The 19,264-nt window shown below is 58.2% G+C and carries 13 protein-coding genes; 10 read left to right on the top strand and 3 right to left on the bottom strand.

The window, feature by feature from the left end; genetic code table 11:
- Positions 1–183: 183 nt before the first annotated feature.
- Both E8M77_RS00500 and E8M77_RS00495 read left to right on the top strand, forming a co-directional pair.
- A complete protein-coding gene (locus E8M77_RS00500) occupies positions 184–606 on the top strand; it encodes a GtrA family protein (RefSeq protein WP_137128646.1) in 423 nt (140 codons plus the stop codon).
- A complete protein-coding gene (locus E8M77_RS00495) occupies positions 596–1,573 on the top strand; it encodes a glycosyltransferase family 2 protein (protein ID WP_205910437.1) in 978 nt (325 codons plus the stop codon). Before E8M77_RS00500 ends, E8M77_RS00495 begins: the two co-directional genes overlap by 11 nt.
- 129 nt (positions 1,574–1,702) lie before the next feature.
- On the opposite strand, the gene E8M77_RS00490 is transcribed toward E8M77_RS00495, so the two are convergent.
- Complete coding sequence (locus tag E8M77_RS00490; protein ID WP_137128645.1) at positions 1,703–2,212, bottom strand: Rrf2 family transcriptional regulator; 510 nt, start codon at positions 2,210–2,212, stop codon at positions 1,703–1,705.
- A gap of 172 nt (positions 2,213–2,384) precedes the next feature.
- Between E8M77_RS00490 and cydD the strand changes: the two genes are divergently transcribed.
- The 5 genes from cydD to cydX all read left to right on the top strand — a co-directional run bounded on the left by cydD (position 2,385) and on the right by cydX (position 8,777).
- Positions 2,385–4,082, top strand: coding sequence for a thiol reductant ABC exporter subunit CydD (cydD, locus tag E8M77_RS00485; RefSeq protein ID WP_137128644.1), 1,698 nt, complete (start codon positions 2,385–2,387; stop codon positions 4,080–4,082).
- Entirely contained in the window at positions 4,079–5,737 is a 1,659-nt protein-coding gene (cydC, locus tag E8M77_RS00480; RefSeq protein ID WP_137128643.1) for a thiol reductant ABC exporter subunit CydC, read from the top strand. The genes cydD and cydC overlap by 4 nt, the downstream gene beginning before the upstream one ends.
- Positions 5,738–5,860: 123 nt before the next feature.
- Positions 5,861–7,462 (top strand): cytochrome ubiquinol oxidase subunit I, encoded by a 1,602-nt coding sequence (locus E8M77_RS00475; RefSeq protein ID WP_137128642.1) that lies wholly within the window; start codon positions 5,861–5,863, stop codon positions 7,460–7,462.
- A gap of 5 nt (positions 7,463–7,467) precedes the next feature.
- Complete coding sequence (cydB, locus tag E8M77_RS00470) at positions 7,468–8,619, top strand: cytochrome d ubiquinol oxidase subunit II (RefSeq protein ID WP_137128641.1); 1,152 nt, start codon at positions 7,468–7,470, stop codon at positions 8,617–8,619.
- A 17-nt stretch (positions 8,620–8,636) separates the two neighbouring features.
- Positions 8,637–8,777 (top strand): cytochrome bd-I oxidase subunit CydX, encoded by a 141-nt coding sequence (cydX, locus tag E8M77_RS00465; protein ID WP_137128640.1) that lies wholly within the window; start codon positions 8,637–8,639, stop codon positions 8,775–8,777.
- 164 nt (positions 8,778–8,941) lie between these two features.
- On the opposite strand, the gene E8M77_RS00460 is transcribed toward cydX, so the two are convergent.
- Positions 8,942–13,360, bottom strand: a complete 4,419-nt coding sequence (locus E8M77_RS00460) for a CheR family methyltransferase (protein WP_137128639.1) — start codon at positions 13,358–13,360, stop codon at positions 8,942–8,944.
- A gap of 317 nt (positions 13,361–13,677) precedes the next feature.
- Here E8M77_RS00460 and E8M77_RS00455 point away from each other — a divergent pair, with 317 nt between their 5' ends.
- The 3 genes from E8M77_RS00455 to E8M77_RS00445 all read left to right on the top strand — a co-directional run bounded on the left by E8M77_RS00455 (position 13,678) and on the right by E8M77_RS00445 (position 17,830).
- The gene (locus tag E8M77_RS00455) at positions 13,678–14,124 is read left to right on the top strand and encodes a response regulator (RefSeq protein WP_246659070.1); all 447 of its coding nucleotides are present in this window, start codon (positions 13,678–13,680) and stop codon (positions 14,122–14,124) included.
- Positions 14,125–14,503: 379 nt separating this feature from the next.
- A complete protein-coding gene (aspT, locus tag E8M77_RS00450; RefSeq protein ID WP_137128638.1) occupies positions 14,504–16,213 on the top strand; it encodes an aspartate-alanine antiporter in 1,710 nt (569 codons plus the stop codon).
- Between the two features lie 18 nt (positions 16,214–16,231).
- Entirely contained in the window at positions 16,232–17,830 is a 1,599-nt protein-coding gene (locus E8M77_RS00445) for a bifunctional aspartate transaminase/aspartate 4-decarboxylase (RefSeq protein ID WP_205910436.1), read from the top strand.
- Between the two features lie 131 nt (positions 17,831–17,961).
- On the opposite strand, the gene E8M77_RS00440 is transcribed toward E8M77_RS00445, so the two are convergent.
- Positions 17,962–19,218 carry a glycerate kinase gene (locus E8M77_RS00440; RefSeq protein ID WP_137128636.1) on the bottom strand — a complete coding sequence of 419 codons (1,257 nt, stop codon included), beginning with the start codon at positions 19,216–19,218 and terminating at the stop codon, positions 17,962–17,964.
- Positions 19,219–19,264: the final 46 nt, after the last annotated feature.

The raw sequence follows: 19,264 nt of genomic DNA, 5'->3' as shown, positions 1-19,264 counted from the left end.
TGTAATATGCTATTTGCCGCTCGGCAACACGAAGAAAGGCTGCTATCGGAACATCCCAGACTGTCCAGCAGCAACTGCAGGGTTACGCTCACTTTGCAGGCGATGGACATAAGGTAGGTTGAAGCTATCCATTCGCAAACGAAGGTCGCTGTCTATGCTGAACGACCATAGTGGGGTTTCGTAGTGTTTTCGATTTTTCGTGCGGCCTGGATCGGTCAGGCCATTCGGTTTGGTATTGTCGGATTTGCCAACACGGCTGTCGGTCTCTCCGTGACATTGGCACTGATGTGGTCGGGCTTCGGCGATGTAACGGCAAATTTCTGTGGATATCTGGTTGGCTTTATCTTCAGCTACGTCATGAATGCACGTTGGACGTTCAAAGTCCGCCGAAGCCAAGTGGTTGTTATAAAATACGTTTTACTGATGGCTTTGTGCTACTGCCTTAACCTTCTGGTCATGCTGACTTTGCGAGATTTTGCTGGCCTAGACAGGCATTTTGCGCAACTAGGCGGAATGATTGCGTATTCTGTAGCTGGCTTTCTTGGTTCCAGAACCGTTGTGTTCAAGAATCGGGAACCGAAGTTGGAAAATCATCGTGCTGCCTAGGCTTTCTGTTGTCGTGCCGTGTTATAATGAAGAAGAAGTCATAGATGAAACTGCCAGCCGGCTGATGGTTCTCCTTCGTGAATTCGAAGCTTCCGGCAAAATATCTTCGGGAAGCCACGTTATATTCGTGGATGACGGCAGCAAAGATGGAACATGGCAGAAAATAGTCGGGTTTTCGCGCGCAGGCATGCCTGTTAAGGGCATCAAGTTGTCACGGAACAAAGGCCATCAAAATGCTTTGATGGCTGGCCTTCTAAATTCCGACGGTGACATAACGATCAGCGTTGACGCCGATCTTCAGGATGATCTGAATGCGATGGCGCTCATGATCGATCATTATGAAGACGGCAGTCATATCGTCTACGGTGTTCGAGATGACCGAACGACGGACACCGCTTTCAAGCGATCGACGGCGAGATTGTTCTATTGGCTTATGCGGTCGATGGGCGTCGAGACCATTCCCGATCATGCCGATTATCGCCTGCTGAGCCGCTCGGCACTGGATGCCTTGTCCCAGTTCTCCGAAGCGAACCTGTATCTACGTGGAATTATCCCTCTCATCGGTTTCAAGACATCTCGTGTCACCTATGCCAGAGCTGAGCGCTTTGCCGGCACGTCCAAATATCCGCTTCGCAAAATGCTGGGTCTTGCACTGGTCGCGGTCACGTCGTTTTCGGTCTTCCCTCTGCGGATGATCAGCGTCGCCGGTATCCTACTGTCTGTGGGGAGCCTTCTTGTTTCCTTTTGGGTTTTGGCGTCGGCTCTTCTGACGGACACGGTTGCTGGCTGGGCGTCTACGGCTCTGCCGATCTATTTCATCGGTGGCTTGCAAATGCTGGGCCTAGGTGTGGTCGGTGAATATGTGGGACGCATCTACCTGGAAACCAAAAGAAGGCCACGCTTTCTCATTGAACAGATATCGCCGATCGGGCGCAAAAAATCCGAACGGTTGATGGCGACGCCTTAGGCATGATCACAGATTGGTTTGGCTTGGTGGAAGCGGTTTTCGAGTTTCGGTCCCGCATTCACCATCAGATTTTTCCGATGCCAAGTTTAGCTTGCCTTATCAGTCCGTTCAATGCGCCTTCTCACACACCTACACGACTGCAGAACGAGAAAGACCGCCTTCACCTAGCGGCTGCGCGGAACCGCAGGGCGGCGGAGTTCTGACATCCTGCGGCAAGCCAAGAAGCAGTTGCAGAGCATCATTGCCATCGACCAGATCAGACAGATTTACCCGCTCCAGCGAGCCATAAAAAGTCTCGACCGCGTCGGCGATGGCAATTCGCAGCCAGCACACCTTGACCAGCGGGCACGTATTGTCAGGCCCGAAGCACTCCGCGAAGGGCATGTCGGCCTCGAATATGCGGAATACTGCACCGATATTGATCAGGTTCGCCGGACGCGACAGACTGAGACCGCCATTTCGTCCCCTGACCGCATCGATGAAGCCAGATTGCCGCAGAAGGCCTATCACTTGGCCGAGATGGTTCTCCGAGGCATTGCACGCATTTGCGATATCCGTAATGCGGACACGCCGGTCGCTGTTGACGGCACAATACATGAGTGTCCTGATCGCGAGATTGGTTCTGAGCGTGATCCGCACCGTGGTTTTTCCGGTCTATTTTGCAACAAGTGCCGGTATTGCATGCATCTTTCCATTTCGAGTTGATCCATGTCATCACGTGCAAGCGATCTGAAACTTGATGCAGATCAATTTCTGAACTGCAGATCCCTGCAAAAGACGCAGTGAAAATGCAGCTTTTGTGGAACCTCCCTTGCCAACCATATCTTTGGAAAAGCACGCACGCCCACGCAGTGCACTGGCAGAGATCGCCCAGGCATCCCGCAGATCGATGCGGCCAGCCTATGGCATGTCCCTCACGGCAAGCCTACTTGTCCTGCCGCAGGCCTATGCGGTGGCCTTGCTGCTCGGGTCACTCGTTGAGGGCGGCGGCACCCTGAGACTGGTGCTGACTTGCGCTGCGATCTTCCTGCTGCTCGGGATCGCGCGCCAGGCAGCGGAACAAATGTCCGGACGGCTTGCCTTTCGCGCAGGCCAGGCTGTTATCCATGACTTGCGAACAGGGCTGATCGACCGGCAGATCCGCCAGAACCCGCTTGATCGCAATAGATCCGCTTCTGCGCAGCTGGCCACCCTGGCAGGACCGGGGCTCGATCAATTGCTCGCCTGGTTCTTCCGCTATCGTCTCGCGGCTTTGCGCGTCTCGGTCATCCCGCTCATCATTCTTGTTGTTCTCCTGCCCATTTCCTGGACCACGACCATAATCCTTCTAGTCAGCGGCCCGCTCATTCCGCTCTTCATGGCGCTGATCGGCTTTGCCGCCCGCGATGCCAGCGAAAAGCAACTCGCCGAAACTCTATCCCTCAATAGCGAGGTGCTGGAATGGCTGAATACAGCACCAGACCTTCGCCTGCTGACGGCGACAGACCGCGTGGCCGCGACCTTTGCAGGCACCGCAACGCGGCTTCGTGCAAAGACCTTTTCTGTCCTGAAGATTGCCTTTCTCTCATCCAGCGTTCTGGAACTTTTTGCTGCCATCGGCGTGGCCATGGTGGCCGTCTATGTCGGCTTTTCACTTCTCGGCACATTTCATATCGGCGCCTGGGGCAAGGTCCTCTCGGTTACGGAAGGTGTGTTTATCCTGCTGATGGCACCGGAATTCTTCCAGCCGCTGCGCGATCTGGCCGGGGCCTGGCACGACAAGGCAAACGCGGCAACGATTGCCGATACCCTGGACAGGATGGAGTGGGCCTCGGCAAGCGCAATCCTGGGCGATGGCCGGAAATGCGCCGCCATGCCCGGACCGGTTACGATCGCCGCGACGGACCTCGTCCTGGCACGCGCGGGCCAGCAGAGACTGAACTTTCCCGACTTCTTCATCACGGCCGGCGAACGCATCGCGCTTGTCGGCCCGAGCGGCAGCGGCAAAACGACTTTGCTATCGCTGATTGCCGGCCTGCAGGTGCCAAGCAGCGGCTGCATCACGGTGTGCGGACATGATCTGAGCGATGAGACAGCCGATGCCTGGCGCCGGCGCCTCGCCTATGTCGGACAAACACCACATCTGTTCCAGGCAAGCCTTCGCGCCAATATCGGCCTTGCAGACCCTGTTCCAGATGCAACGCGAGTCGCACAAGCCATCATCGATGCGCGCACAAGCGAGGTTCTGGCCGCCCTGCCAAGGGCCGATCAGACCCGTCTTGGAGAAAGAGGCGCTGGTGTTTCGGGTGGCGAAGCACGACGACTAACACTGGCACGAGCATTCTATGCCCGCGCAGACATTCTTCTGGCCGACGAACCGACGGCCAATCTCGATGACGCGACAGCCATCGCCATCATCGACACTTTGAACGAACTGTCACGGCGCGGGACGACCATGATCATTGCCACGCATGACCCACGCCTAATCGCCCATATGCATCGATCCATCATGCTTGGAAGCGCACCATGAGACCCCTTCTCCCTCTGGCTCTGCATCTGTGGAGACGGCGCATTGGATCGCTGGCGCTTGGCATCTTGCTGTCGGTGCTCGTTCTGGGTGCCGGCATTGCCTTGCTTGGCCTGTCCGGCTGGTTCATCACGGCAGCTGGTGCTGCGGGGCTTGCCGGCGCAGGCCTGATCTTTGATGTATTCAGGCCTAGCGCCGGCGTGCGGTTCCTGGCTCTTGGCCGGGCCGCCACCCGCTATGGCGAGCGCCTGGCGACCCATGATGCAACCTTGAAGGTTCTTGCCGATCTCAGGGTCGATCTTCTGCATGCCATGTTGCGCAGGCCTGTGCGGCAGTTGATGGCACTGCGCGGATCCGAACAGCTCCAGCAGGTGACCGCAGACGTGGACGCGCTGGACGGACTTGCCCTGCGATTGCTGATGCCGTTCGGCGCAGCCATTGCCGTGCTTAGCCTTTCGGGTGTGATGATGTGGTTTATGGTCGGCTCTGCGACGACAACATGGATCCTCACAAGCTTCCTTGTCGGCACGCTCCTGTCCTTTCTGGTCACCGCACGGCGGGCTCGTCGACCGTCAAGACTGGCGCACCGGGCCATGTGGGCATTGCGCATGCGGCTGATCGACCTGCTGCGCGGCCAGATCGATCTCGTCCTGTCGGGCAGGTTGGAGGAAACGCGGGGGAAGGTTCTCGCAGCAGGTGCGCGATTGCAGGCCGCTCAGGCCTTGCTCGATAAAATAGACCGTTGGGCCGCGTTTCTGATTGGAACGGCCACGACCCTTGCCGCCACTGGTGTTCTCGTTCTGGCCGGACGGGCCGCACTTGAGGGAGAGATAGCTCCGCAATTCGTTGCTCTCGGCCTCTTTGCAACGCTCGCCTTGACGGAACTTGCCATTCCCCTGGCGAGAGGCCTGTCGGAACTCGGCAAAATGACAGACGCCGCCGGACGGCTTCAGCCAATGCTTGCCGCGGATCAACCAGAAGAACCCCAGCAGGGTCATGCCCGACCGCAGGTCGCCGAGGCTGGCGCACCTGCCCTGCGCTTCAGAAGCGTGACACAGCAGATTGGCGATCGGCTGCTGTTTGGCAATTTGTCCTTCGATGTCGCCTCTGGCGAAACGGTCGCCCTTATCGCCGCAAGCGGCGCCGGAAAATCAACCCTTCTGGACCTCGCCGCTGGGCTTATCCCCTGCCGCTCGGGCGACATCCTGCTGCACGGCATTGCCAGCGACAAATGGCCTGAAACGGAGCGATTTTCGCAGATCGGCTATCTGACACAGCGAACGAGCCTCTTTGCCGGCAGCATTGCCGATAATCTGCGGATCGGATGCCCGGATGCAACGACCGATGACCTACTGCGGGTCATCGAGACTGTTGGCCTGGGCAACGTCCTCTGCGGACGGGCCGGCTTGTCTACCCGCCTTGCGGAGGCCGGTCGTGGCCTGTCCGGCGGGGAAAGCCGCCGCCTTGCGCTGGCCCGTCTGCTGCTTCGAAAGCCTGGCGTATTGCTGCTCGACGAAGTCACCGAGGGTCTTGACGAGCCGATGGCGCAGCATGTGCTGGCCGGCATCCGGACAACACTGCCTCAAGCCGCGATCCTCTTGGCCGCACACCGCCCGGCGGAGATCGAATTCGCCGACCGCATCGTGCAATTGGTATAAGCTGCGACCAATTGGCACAAAGCTGTATTTTGAATGTGGCTTTTGACCTCGATCAACTGATCGGGCGTCTGCGGGAGGCAATGGTTTGCCATTCCAATGTTCCCAGAGAGCAAGAGCCCGACCATGGATATCGACATTGTCGAGCTGTCACGACTGCAATTTGCGATGACAGCAATGTACCACTTTCTTTTTGTCCCACTCACCCTCGGTCTTTCCATCATCATCGCGATTATGGAAACGGTCTATGTCATGACGGATCGGCCGATCTGGCGCCAGATGACCAAATTCTGGGGCACACTGTTCGGGATCAACTTCGTTCTCGGTGTTGCCACCGGCATCACCATGGAATTCCAGTTCGGCATGAACTGGAGCTACTACAGCCATTATGTCGGTGACATTTTCGGTGCGCCGCTGGCCGTCGAGGGCCTCATGGCCTTCTTCCTGGAGGCGACATTTGTCGGGCTCTTCTTCTTCGGCTGGGACAGATTGACGAAGCGCGCGCACCTTGTCGTCACCTGGCTTGTCGCCATCGGCTCGAACTTCTCCGCGCTCTGGATCCTGATCGCCAACGGCTGGATGCAGAACCCGGTCGGCGCCGAATTTAATCCGATGTCGATGCGCATGGAAATGACATCCTTCTTCGACGTCGTCTTCAATCAGGTCGCGCAGGCGAAATTCGTCCATACCGTTTCGGCAGGTTATGTCACCGCATCCGTCTTCGTGCTTGGCGTTTCAGCCTGGTATCTGTTGAAGAACCGTCATACCGATCTTGCACGCCGCTCGATTGCGGTGGCGGCAAGCTTCGGCCTTGCATCGGCACTTTCGGTCGTCGTGCTGGGCGATGAATCCGGCTACTCAGTCTCGCATTCACAGAAAATGAAGCTGGCGGCCATTGAAGGCATGTGGGACACCGAGCCGGCACCCGCCGCCTTCACGCTGATCGGCTTTCCGGATCAGAGCGCCCGAGAAACCCATTATGCCATCCATATCCCCTATGTCATGGGCCTCATCGGAACCCGTTCGCTGACCGGGGAGATACCCGGCATCAACGATCTGGTCAGCCAGGCAGAGACACGCATCCGCTCCGGCATCATCGCCTATGACGCCCTGATGAGCTATCGTGCAAACCGCGGCAAGGTTACGCCGGAAGTGGCCAGCACCTTCGAAGAGCACAGCGCGGATCTTGGCTTTGCGCTGCTGTTGAAGCGTTACGTGGATGATCCACGCCAGGCCAGCGACGAACAGGTGAAGATGGCGGCCAACGATACGGTCCCAACCGTCTGGCCACTGTTCTGGGCCTTCCGCCTGATGGTCGCGCTCGGTCTTGCCTTCATCGGCATTCTCGCCTGGTTCTTCTGGATGGCCTCGTTCCGTCGGATGCAGTTCCCTCGCCTCGCGCTCTGGCTTGCCGTCATCATCATCCCCACGCCATGGATTGCCGCTGAACTCGGCTGGTTTGTCGCAGAATTCGGGCGCCAGCCCTGGACCGTGGACGGCGTCCTGCCGACGGCCCTTTCGGCATCCCAGCTGTCGGTGGTCGATCTCGCCATCACGCTGGCCGGCTTCGTCCTGTTCTACACCGTGCTGTTCATCGTCGAGATGGGCCTGATGCTGAAATATATCCGCAAGGGGCCATACATCGACGGACCGGAAACTGACGACTGGCAGCGCAAGCACCGGCAGCGCCTGTCTGGCCTGATCCCTCACGCTCAAGCTGCGGAGTAATTCACATGATCCTTCATCAACTCGTGGATTTTGAAATCCTGCGTATCATCTGGTGGCTGCTGCTCGGCGTGCTTCTGACCGGCTTTGCGCTGACCGACGGCTTCGACCTTGGGGTCGGCGCGCTCCTACCCTTCGTCGGCCGAACGGATGTGGAACGCCGCATTGCCATCAACACCATCGGCCCTGTCTGGGAAGGCAATCAGGTCTGGTTCATTCTCGGGGGCGGCGCCATCTTCGCCGCCTGGCCACCGCTCTATGCCGTCAGTTTCTCGGGCTTCTATCTGGCCATGTTCGCGGTTCTTGCCGCTCTCATCCTGCGGCCGGTCGGCTTCAAATACCGGTCCAAGCGCGATAGCGTCGTCTGGCGCAGCAGTTGGGATTGGGCGCTCTTCGTCGGCGGCGCTGTCCCGGCCCTGATCTTCGGCGTTGCCATGGGCAATGTGTTACAGGGTGTACCCTTCCGCTTCAACGAAGACCTGATGGTCTTCTATGACGGAACCTTCTTCGGACTGCTCAACCCCTTTGCGCTTCTGACCGGCGCCGTCTCTGTGTCCATGCTGGTCATGCATGGCGCAGCCTGGCTGCAATTGAAGACCGATGGTGCCGTGCGTGAACGGGCCAGGGCTATCGGCGCCGTCGCAGCCCTTGTCACCATCGCAACCTATGCACTGGCCGGCGTCTGGCTTGCCCTTGGCATCAAGGGCTATGCCTTGACCGGTACCATCATCACAGATGGACCGTCGAATCCCCTGTTGAGCGACACCCTGCGCACAGCCGGATGGTTCTCGGCCTTTGCCGAACGCCCATGGATTGCGGTTGCACCGGCTGCGGGCTTTATCGGTGCCATACTCGCCTTCCTCGGCCTGCGCGCCGGCAAGGATGTGGCAACGCTGCTCTATTCCAAGCTGGCCATCATCGGGATCATATCCTCGGTGGGACTGACCATGTTCCCGTTCATCCTGCCGTCCTCGATCGACCCGAAGTCGTCGCTCACGGTGTGGAACTCGTCCTCGTCGCACCTGACTTTGTTCGTCATGCTCGTCGCCGCCGTGATCTTCGTGCCGATCATCCTTGCCTATACTGCCTGGGTCTACAAGGTCATGTGGGGCAAGGTGACGGCGAAGGCCATCAACGACAATGAAAGCTCGGTCTACTAAAAAAGAAAGTCAAACCAATGTGGTATTTTGCCTGGTTACTCGGACTGCCCCTGGCTGCGCTGCTTGCTGTCGTCAACGCCATGTGGCTTGAGATGCAAAGTGATCGCGACCTGATCGACAATGCCAATACCTCCGATCGCCGCCGCTCCACCGACTGAGACCAGGCCTCGATGAGATGAACCAAGCGGGGACGCTGAGGTTCAGCCGGCAAGGCGCATGGCGGCGCGCGTCAACATCATAGAACAACGTGTAGCGGCACAAATCCCGGCGCCGTTACACAGGATTTCTGCGTATGGCCAACACACATCGATCGCCAGAACGCCTAGGACCGATCGTCTGATGCCTCGGCATCAGCCTGAGCTACCAAGGCCAGACGCGCAAGCTCCGGCAGCGATTTCGTGCCCGTCTTGGACATGATCGAGGCGCGGTGATTCTCGACGGTGCGCTGGCTGATGCGCAGGTCCGCCGCGATGTTCTTGCTCGGCTGGCCGGCAAGCACCAAGATCATGATCTGCTTCTGGCGTGCCGTCAGCGATGCCACAAGTTTCGCCGCCTCCAATTGCCGTTCGATGCGCCGGCTGTCACCGGATGATTGCTCCAACGCCCGTTCGATACTCTCGACAAGCTCGGCATGGCGGATGGGCTTTTCGATGAAATCGGTTGCACCGGCCTTCATGGCGGCGACCGCCATCGACACATCACTATTGCCGGTCATCAGAATGGATTGCAGGTGACATCCCTTCTTTTGCAAGAGCTGGAGCAGATCGAGGCCGTTCATGCCCGGAAGATAGGCATCGACAAGCAGGCATCCGTGATCGCCCGGATGACTGTCCTTCAGAAAATCCTCACAGCTTTGATAGGTCTCGACCGTAAAACCATGTTTTTCAAGCACCAGTCTCAAGGCTTGCAGAAGGTCGTCATCATCATCCACCACGTGCACGGTATTGGGTGCGGCCATTCTTTTTTGCGTCTGTTCCGGCAACAGTGCGGCATGCTCGGCCCTTGCCAGCAACAGCGTGCGGATTGCCTCTTCCACATCGACCATCTGCACCGGCTTTGACAGGCGCACGAGGTTTTCCCCTGTCACATCGCTCAGCGCTTTTCTGGAAATATCGCCAGTCAGGATAATCGCCGGGAGTGCCTGGCCGAGCTGGTCGCGCAATTTGGCCAAGGTCTGCATGCCTGTCATGCCACCCGGCATGTTGTAATCGGCCAGGACCAGATCGGGCACCAGTTCCAGTTTACCAACGAGTTCAAGCGCCGCCGGTCCATCCGGCGCCGTGGTCACAAAATGCCCCTCATCCGTCAAAAGCTGGTCGAGCAGATCCCGCAGTTCCGCGTCATCCTCGACCACCAGAATGGAGATCGCTGAACGAACAGCAGCGGCGGGCTTGTCCACCGGAAGCGGCGTCTGAAGGTGGGGAACCGCTGCAGGGCTTCCCTTTGCCTGCCTGGTTTCAATGGAGAAAACCGAGCCTTTGGAAGGGTTTGATTTGACGCGGATTTTGTGGCCGAGCAACGTGCCCAGCCGCTGGACGATCGAAAGCCCGAGGCCCAAGCCCTTGCTGCGTTCGCGCGCTTCATTGTCCAACTGGTGATACTCATCGAAGATCGACTGAAGCTCGGTCGTGGCAATACCGATACCGGTATCCAAGACTTCGATGACAACGCCATCACCACGCCTTCGGCACCCCAACAACACCTTGCCGGTCTTGGTATATTTCAGTGCATTGGACAGAAGATTGCGAACCATCTGCCGCAACAGCTGCGGATCGCTCTGGACAACCAGACTGCAATTGACCACCCGCAGTGTCAGGCCCTTGGCTTGAGCAGCAATCTCGAACTCACCGCGCATTTCAGACAGGAGATGCTGAATGGGAATGTCTCTGATTTCGGCTTTGACGATGCCGGCTTCGATCTGGTTGATATCCAGAAGCGCATTCAGCATGCTTGCCATGGAGCCCAGCGTATCGCCGAACCGGGCAAGCAGTTTTTGCGGTTTTTCGCCTGCAACATTGCGGACCAGAAGACCCTGCAGCAGGCTCAGCGTCTGAAGCGGCTGGCGCAGATCGTGGCTGGCGGCCGCCAGAAAGCGGGATTTGGCGGCATTGGCAAGATCTGCCTGTCGTTTGGCCACCTGCAAGGCGTCTCCGATACGGCGCTGTTCCGTCACATCGACAAAGGTGATGACCACGCCTTCGACGCTTTTATTCTCGCTCAGATAGGGCAGGATGCGGCGCATATACCAGGCGCCCGTGTGTAACTCGATTTCCTGCTCGATCGGACTATGGGTTCTCAGCACCAGAGCTGCGTCGCTCAAAAGGGCCGGATCCATCGCCAGGGAATTCAGATCGGCAAGCGGACGGCCGATATCGCCGGGAATGACTTTGAATATAGACTTGGTAGCCGGTGTGAAAAATCGGATGTTCAGATGCTCGTCGAGAAACAGCGTCGCGACGGCGGTGCTGTAGAGAACCTTTTTCAGGTCGTCAGCTGTGGTCCGCTGCCGCTCGAGCGTCTCCTGCAACTGCCCGTTCAAAGCGGACAGTTCCTCGTTCAGCGACTGGAGCTCCTCCTTGGAGGTCAACAGCTCTTCATTCGTCGTTTGGTACTCCTCGTTGAAGGAGGCTCCCTCTTCGTTGATCGCCTTCTGCTCTTCGCCGGAAATTTCGAGATTGCGGATGGCGCCATTCAGTTCCGTTTTCGTCACTGCGAGTTCATTCTCGAGTTCGACAATCCGGCTGGCATCCTCCGGGGTATCGGCTTCGCCCTTGCGCGGCCGTTTGCCCGGTGGCTCATCGACAAAGCAGATCAGGAAGAGATCCTGTCCATCATGGTTGACGGGCTCGACGTGAATGCCGAACGTCTTCAAAACACCGTCGATCTTGAGTTCGGCACCGGTGCTGACAATGCGCTTTTTCTGCTGGATCGAGCGCTGGATGGCAGAGCGCAGTTTCGTCTGCAGCACTCTGGGCAGCATGGAGAAAATATCGGCGGTCTGGCGCCCCTGCGGCACAACCAGATAGCGATGGATGGCGCCCTGCGTGTACAGGCATTCGTGCCTGGTATTGATAAGGACGGCAGCCGGCGCAAAGCTTTCCATGACCACCTGTCGGCAAAGATCGGCATAAATGGCGTCGGGTGACGGTGACGGGGTCGAGCCCGATCTTGACAGCGTTCGGTTGCCCTCTGCCGGGCTCAGGGAAAACATCAGTTCGCCCGGACGGCTACGACCGATGTGACGATAGAGACGTTCCGGTTTGGAAATCGTCTCGAAGCGTCCGTCGGATTTGCCAACAGTCTCCGAACTGCCCAAAAGCAGGGTGCCGCCATCGCGCAAGGCAAAGTGAAACAGAGAAATGACTTTGGTCTGTGCTTGCGGGCCGAGATAAATCAGAAGATTGCGGCAGGAAATCATATCGATGCGGGAAAATGGCGGATCACCCAGCACGTCGTGTTCGGTAAACACCACCAGCGCGCGCAGTTGCGGCAGGACGCGATATCCATGCTCTTCCTTGGAAAAGAACCGTGCCAGCCTGTCTTCCGAGACGTCATCGGCAATGGTTGCCGGATAGACACCCTCGCGCGCAGTGGCGATAGCATCGGCATCCACGTCTGATGCAAAGACCTGAAGCTTAACATTGGCCTTGGTGGCCACGATCGCCTCCCGAAACAACATCGCGATGGAATAGGCCTCTTCGCCGGAACTGCAGCCGGCCACCCAGACACGGATCGGATGGTTCTGCGAATGCGCCGCCACCAGGTCCGGAATAGTCTTCGTACCCAGAAGGTCGAAGATCGCCTTGTCACGGAAGAAGTTGGTCACATTGATCAGGAGATCCTTGGCCAGGCATTCAACCTCATTCTGATCCTTGGCCAACAGCTCCAGATAGGAGGCAAAATCGGTGGGCGAAAGCTCCGCAAGACCCATGCGCCTAGCCACGCGCCGCCTCAATGTGCCTTGCTTGTAGAGCCGGAAATCATGGCCCGTCTTGGCCAGAACGAGGTCGATGATCGACGACAGAGGCGATGAGGCAAGCGGCAGGGACGATGGCACACCCGAAGTCTCGGATACATGCCTTGCGGCACGGGCCTCCGCCTGCTGGACCAGACGGGGCGCTATATCGGCAACCGGCAATATGTCGTCGGCCAGGCCCGTCAGCACGGCATTGTGCGGCATCCCGTCATAGGCTGCATCTTCGGGTGACTGGACGACAATAAAGCCATCCTTCTGCCTAATGTCGACAAGCCCCGAACTTCCGTCTGCGCCGGTGCCCGAAAGCACCACACACATGGCATCCGGACCGGCATCCTTTGCCAGCGAACGTAAAAGAACGTCGAAGGGCATGCGAACACGTTGGCGGCCATCCGGTCGCGACACGCGTAGCATTCCGCCTTCAACCGTCAGATAGGTACCCGGCGCAATGACATAGAAATGGTCCCGCTCGATAAGTGTGCCGTCTGCCGCTTCCGATACCGTCAAGCTGGTATGACCGACCAAAAGATCGACGATCAGGCTGCGGTGCGTCGGATCGAGGTGCTGGACAAATATGAAGGCCATGCCCGTCTTGGGCACAAGCGCCTTGAGAAAGGCGCGGCACGCATCAAGACCGCCAGCGGAAGCACCAATGGCAACAATGGGTATTGGGCCGACCCCGTGAGGGTGTCCATACACCTCATCTGTGCGAGAAACCGGTCGCGGCGCGGCCGCGTTCACATCAAGTGGGCGGCTTGCGTTCATCGTTGCATTTCTCTGTACGTCCTTCCAGAGGAAGGCTTCTTGGCAGACAATTGCGCCGGGTTGCACAGCAGTCAATGATCCAGATCAAGTGTATAGCACGATTTGCAACCGACCAGGCAACAGATCGGATAGACTGTCGCAGAACAGTACCGCCCATGCGCGGCATGCGTAGATTCCGAGGCTTCTCAAAAAGAATGCATGGTTCCATCCTGAAAAAGCCGGTCATGCGATGACCTTGTCGTCAGCCTACGGCATCGCCCATCAGGGGCCTTGACCGCACGACAAGCCTGCCCGGCACATTGATTGGGGAGCCTGACATGACGTCCACGCTAAACACTCTTCCACCGCAGAGGTCGGCGCATTCCAGCGCCGCGGATGGCGGACCTGCAAAAGTGCTGAACCTTCGGATTGTCCTCGTTGAAGACGAGGCTCTGATTGCCGTTCTGCTTGAAGATCTCCTGACAGACATGGGCCATCACGTCTGCGCCACGGAATCGACGCAGGAAAACGCCATCGCGGCGTTTTTGAGGGAAAGCCCCGATCTGATGATCGTCGATTGCCGCTTGCGCAAAGGCTGTGGAATAAAGGCCATGGCAGACATTCTGAAAAATGCGTTTGTCCCGCATATCTTCATGACCGGCGGGGACTTGCGCGGACAGGCGCTTCACCCCGCAGCTGTCATCCTGAAAAAGCCATTCCTCGACGATGATCTGACCGCTGCCATTGCCAAGGCGATCAGCACGGGGCCGGCGCGTCGTTATTGACCCAAGAGCGGTCGAAAGACCTGCATGTCCAGGCAGCCGGCCTTGATGATCTGGGGCAGCCGATGCCGCAAAAGACCAAACCCTGAGTATAACCAACACGGTTAACCGCTGACATGGCGAGCCTCTCGCCATGCGCAGGTCCCTTGGCCTGCACAACCGGCCATCGCCGTAAGGCGCCGACCTCACCCTGACGGTCCCCACCTTACTGAGGACGGATCGTTCAGTCTGAGTAGTTTCCGACGCTACCGCGCCGGTATCTCTCTCCATACGGTGTGGATCACGAGAGCCGGCCATGGTGGCTGTCGCCTTGACCGGCAAATGTTTGCCCATGCCAAGCTCTTTGAAACCCAACTGCGCAAGCTGACTTGGAAATTCAACCATGCAATTCGTCTACGATCTCATTACGAGAGAGCCGCTGCTCGCGCTCTTCTTGACCATTGCGCTCGGCTATTTTGCCGGAAAACTCAAAATAGGCAGTTTCGTCCTCGGCGGAATTGCCGGCACATTGCTCGTTGGCGTCCTGATCGGACAATTCGGCATCACCATCGACAATGGCATCAAGGGCATATTCTTCGCCCTGTTCATTTATGCGGTCGGCTATCAGGGCGGGCCGCAATTCTTCCATGCGCTCAATCGGCGCTCCTTGAACCAGCTGATATCGGCATTCGTCATGTGCCTGACAGGCCTTCTCTGCGTATTGACCGCAGCATGGGCCTTTGATCTCGATCGGGGAATGGCAGCAGGCCTTGCAGCTGGTGGATTGACCCAGTCGGCCATTATCGGGACAGCCGGAGACGCCATCGGCAAGCTTGGCCTTTCGCCCGAAATCACCAAGATGATGCAGACCAATGTCGCTGTTGGTTATGCGATTTGCTATATTTTCGGCTCGCTGGGCCCGATCATCATGGTCACCTGGTTCCTGCCGATGATCATGAAATGGAACATCCGCGCCGAGGCCGTGAAACTGGCCAAGACGCTGTCGGGCGGCCAAGCGGAACTGGATCCGGGCCAGTTCAACGCGATCCGCCCCATCGATACACGGATGTTCGAGATTTCAGCCGACAGCACTTGCGCCGGCAAGACGACATTGGAAATCGACACGCTTCTGTCGGATGCCGCCGTCGAAGCCGTCTTCCGCGCTGGCAAGGCAGTGGAACTTACCGCCACAACCCTCATTCAGGCCGGCGACCAGGTGGCGATCACCGGGATGACGCATGTGATCAAATCCGCCTACTCCCTGCTCGGGCCTGAAGTCGTGGCGCCAGCGGGACTGGTGCTGGCCGAGGAAAGCCGCGAGCTGATCTTGACCAACCGCGCGCTCAGCGGTCGGCAGATCGGCGAGATTCACGACCACGTCAACATAGAGACCCGGCGCGGCGTCTTTCTCACCTCGGTCAAGCGGATGGGCCTCAACCTGCCCATCCTGCCGAAACTGGAGCTGAAAAGCGGCGACGAAATGCACTTCACCGGCAGTTCCGCTGATCTGGACCGCGTGCAGTCAAAGATCGGCTACAAGATTACCGCGGCTGCCGTCACGGATTTCGTCTTCTTCGGTATCGGCATGTTCGTCGGCATGTTGATCGGCATGATCGAATTCAGGATCTGGGGCATTCCGATTTCCATCGGCAATGGCGGCGGCTGCTTGCTGTCCGGCCTGTTCTTTGGCTGGCTTCGCAGCGTCCATCCCCATTTTTCGGCCATGCCGGTCGGGGCATCCAATTTCTTAAGGGATTTCGGACTGGCTGTCTTTGTCGGCATTGTCGGAATTTCAGCCGGGCCGCAGGCGCTGGTCGCCATCCAGCAATATGGCTTTACCATCCTGCTGCTCGGGGTCGCGGTCACGCTCGTACCGCAGGTGATCGGCTTCTTCTTTTCCTATTATGTCCTGCGCATCCAGAACCCGATTGAAGCGCTGGCCTGCGTGGCAGGCGGACGCAGCGCCAATCCCGCCTTTGCAGCGCTTCTGTCAAAGGCCGGAAACGCCACACCGGTCGTCTCGTTCACGGTCACCTATGCCGTGGCCAATGTCTTCCTCACCCTTTGGGGGCCGGTCATCGTCGGTGTCGTCACCAAGAATGTCACCCCTTAATTCATCACGAGGTATATTGTGCAAAATCAAGATTATCAGAAATTTTCCAAACTCAGCCCGTTTGAACTGAAGGACCAGTTGATCACCATCGCATCGTCCGATGCGCAAAGGCTGATGCTGAATGCCGGACGGGGCAATCCCAACTTTCTGGCAACCCTGCCGCGATGGGCATTCTTAAGCCTTGGCGATTTCGCCATGCGCGAATCCGAGCGATCCTATTCCTACCTGGACAGCGGTTTCGGCGGCCTGCCGGAACGTGAAGGCATTGTGCAGCGCTTCGATGCCTATGCCAATCATCACCGAACCGCCGATGGCGTGCGCTTCCTTCGCTCGGCCCTCTCCTATGTCAAGGACCAGCTTGGTCTCAAGCAGGATGCCTTCCTCATGGAAATGGTGTCTGCTTTCCTCGGCTGCAATTACCCGACACCGCCGCGCATTTTGATGCACACGCAGGAAATCGTCAAAGCCTACCTCGCGCAGGAAATGTTTGGCGAAGAGCCACGTGCCGGTGATTTTTCGGTTTTCGCCACCGAAGGCGGCACAGCGGCCATGACCTATATCTTTCAAACATTGCGCATCAACGGCCTGGTGAAGCCCGGTGACAAGATCGCCATCGCCACGCCGATTTTCTCGCCCTATCTGGAAATCCCGGTGCTTGCCGAATATGGCATGGAGATTGTCGACATCCGCATGGATCAAGAGACGGACTGGCAGTTGCCGGAATCCGAGATCGCAAAACTTCTCGATCCAGCGGTCAAGATTTTCTGCCTCGTCAACCCGAGCAACCCGCCTTCGTCAAAACTGTCCGATCTCGTCCTTGATCAATTGGCAAAACTTGTCACGGACAAGCGGCCGGACCTGTTCATCGTCACCGATGATGTCTACGGCACCTTTGCCGATGACTTCGTGTCACTGTTTGCCAAATGCCCGCACAACACGCTGTGCGTCTATTCGTTTTCGAAATTCTTCGGGGCAACCGGCTGGCGGCTCGGCGCCATGGCGCTTCACAATGACAATATTTTCGATGAAGCACTGGCCAAGCTTCCGGAAGACCAGAAAGTCAAGCTGGACAAGCGCTATTCTTCCCTGACGACAACACCGCGCGATCTTCTCTTTATCGATCGCCTGGTCGCGGACAGTCGCGCCGTGGCCTTGAACCACACGGCAGGTCTTTCGGTGCCGCAGCAGTTGCAGATGGCACTCTTTGCGCTCAATGGGCTGATGGACCGCGAGCATCGCTATAAGAATGCCGCAAAGGAGCTGATCCGCAAACGCTACAAGACGCTCTATGCCCATATGCGCGTAAAGTCGGATCATCAGATCAATGACGTGAACTACTATTCCCTCATCGATCTGCAGGAAATTGGCGGCACTCTGTATGGACCGGACTTCAAGGCCTGGTTCATCAAGAGTGATCTTGGCCTCAGCTTCCTGTTTCGCCTGGCCACGGAAACCGGCGTGGTGCTACTGCCCGGCAAGGGCTTCGAAGTGGTGGATACATCGGCGCGCGTCTCGCTTGCCAATCTGACGGAGATTGAATATGCCGCGATCGGCCGTTTCACCCGGCAGGTACTGGACGAGTGCTTCGCCGATTTCCAAGCACAGGTCGCTGCTTAGCAAGGGCGAAGCCAAAGGCTGTCGCCTTCAGCCCATGCCGGGACTGGAATGCGACATGCCTGTTTAAAGCATTGCGATTTGCCAAAACACACGGGATGCGCGGCGCGACGGTTGAAAATCCGGCGCGCCCGTCAGCCGATGACGATTGCCCTGAAGTCGTTGACATTGGTGCCAGTCGGACCGGTGACGAAGAGGTCACCGATCGCCTCGAAACCGCTATAGCTGTCATTGCGGGCCAAAAGCTGACGCCCATCATGGCCCGCGGCGCGCAACCGTTGCACTGTCGTGCCATCCGCAAAGGCGCCGGCATGAGTGCCTGCACCATCAATACCATCCGTATCGGCGGCAAGTGCGCTCACCTCGCAGCCATCGGCAGCCAGAGCGAAAGCCAGAGCGAATTCGCTACTACGCCCGCCCTTGCCGCCCCTGCCGCGCAGAGTAACCGTGGTTTCGCCCCCCGACAGCAATACGGCGGGCTTGCGGAACGGCTGGTCCTTCAAAAAAACCTCGCGTGCCATGGCGGCATGCACCCAAGCGACATCACGGCTCTCGCCCTCGATCGCATCAGAAAGAATGTAAGGCGCAACACCATGGGAGCGCGCCACTTCGGCGCAGGCGGCCAGTGACACGCCGGCCGAGGCGATCACATGATGTTCGTTGCGGGCTAGTGCCGGATCATTCGGACGTGGCGCATCGGCTGCCGGTGAGTTCAAATGCGCCATCATGGCCGCCGGTAGCTCCAGCCGGTAATTGTCGATGATGGCGAGCGCATCATGACGCGTCGATGAGCAGGCAACCGTCGGGCCGGAAGCCACGAAAGCCGGATTGTCACCGGGGATATCCGAGACGATGAGGCTGACGACGCGGGCTTTCGTCGCGGCAGCCAATCGTCCGCCCTTGATGGTGGACAAATGCTTGCGCACCACATTCATGGCCGCAATCGGCGCCCCGGAGGCAAGCAGTATTTCGTTGAGCGCGATTTCATCCTCCAGCTTCAATCCCCCTGGCGGAGCCGGCAACAATGCCGAGCCGCCGCCGCAGATGAGGGCAATCACCAGATCGTCTGGGCCGAGTACCGATACCCTGTCGAGAAGCCGTTTGGCCGCAACAAGGCCTGCCGCATCCGGCACCGGATGCGCAGCCTCGACAATCTCGATGGAGCGCGTCGGGCAACCATAACCGTAGCGGGTCACGACAAGGCCTTCCAGCGGCCCGGCCCACAGGCTTTCGAGCGCGGCCGCCATTTGAGCCGCCCCCTTGCCGGCACCGATCACTACCGTGCGGCCCTTCGCAGGTGGCGCTGGCAGATATTTGGCTATTCCGGTCAAAGGGTCCGCCGCCGTGACGGCTGCCCGGAAGAGTTTCTCCAAAAGATCGCGATGCTTCATGACATGCCTTGACGGTGGGGTCTCGGGTGCGGTGGCGGACGTGGAA

This window comes from Rhizobium sp. FY34, from assembly GCF_005222845.1.
GTDB lineage: Bacteria > Pseudomonadota > Alphaproteobacteria > Rhizobiales > Rhizobiaceae > Neorhizobium.
This window is presented reverse-complemented; position numbering and strand designations above follow the sequence as displayed.

Bases quoted from the DNA above. Each gene is read 5' to 3' on its own strand.
- cydC (WP_137128643.1), top strand. From the start codon at position 4,079: ATGAGACCCCTTCTCCCTCTGGCTCTGCATCTGTGGAGACGGCGCATT.
- E8M77_RS00475 (WP_137128642.1), top strand. From the start codon at position 5,861: ATGGATATCGACATTGTCGAGCTGTCACGACTGCAATTTGCGATGACA.
- cydB (WP_137128641.1), top strand. From the start codon at position 7,468: ATGATCCTTCATCAACTCGTGGATTTTGAAATCCTGCGTATCATCTGG.
- cydX (WP_137128640.1), top strand. From the start codon at position 8,637: ATGTGGTATTTTGCCTGGTTACTCGGACTGCCCCTGGCTGCGCTGCTT.
- E8M77_RS00460 (WP_137128639.1), bottom strand. From the start codon at position 13,360: ATGAACGCAAGCCGCCCACTTGATGTGAACGCGGCCGCGCCGCGACCG.
- E8M77_RS00455 (WP_246659070.1), top strand. From the start codon at position 13,678: ATGACGTCCACGCTAAACACTCTTCCACCGCAGAGGTCGGCGCATTCC.
- aspT (WP_137128638.1), top strand. From the start codon at position 14,504: ATGCAATTCGTCTACGATCTCATTACGAGAGAGCCGCTGCTCGCGCTC.
- E8M77_RS00440 (WP_137128636.1), bottom strand. From the start codon at position 19,218: ATGAAGCATCGCGATCTTTTGGAGAAACTCTTCCGGGCAGCCGTCACG.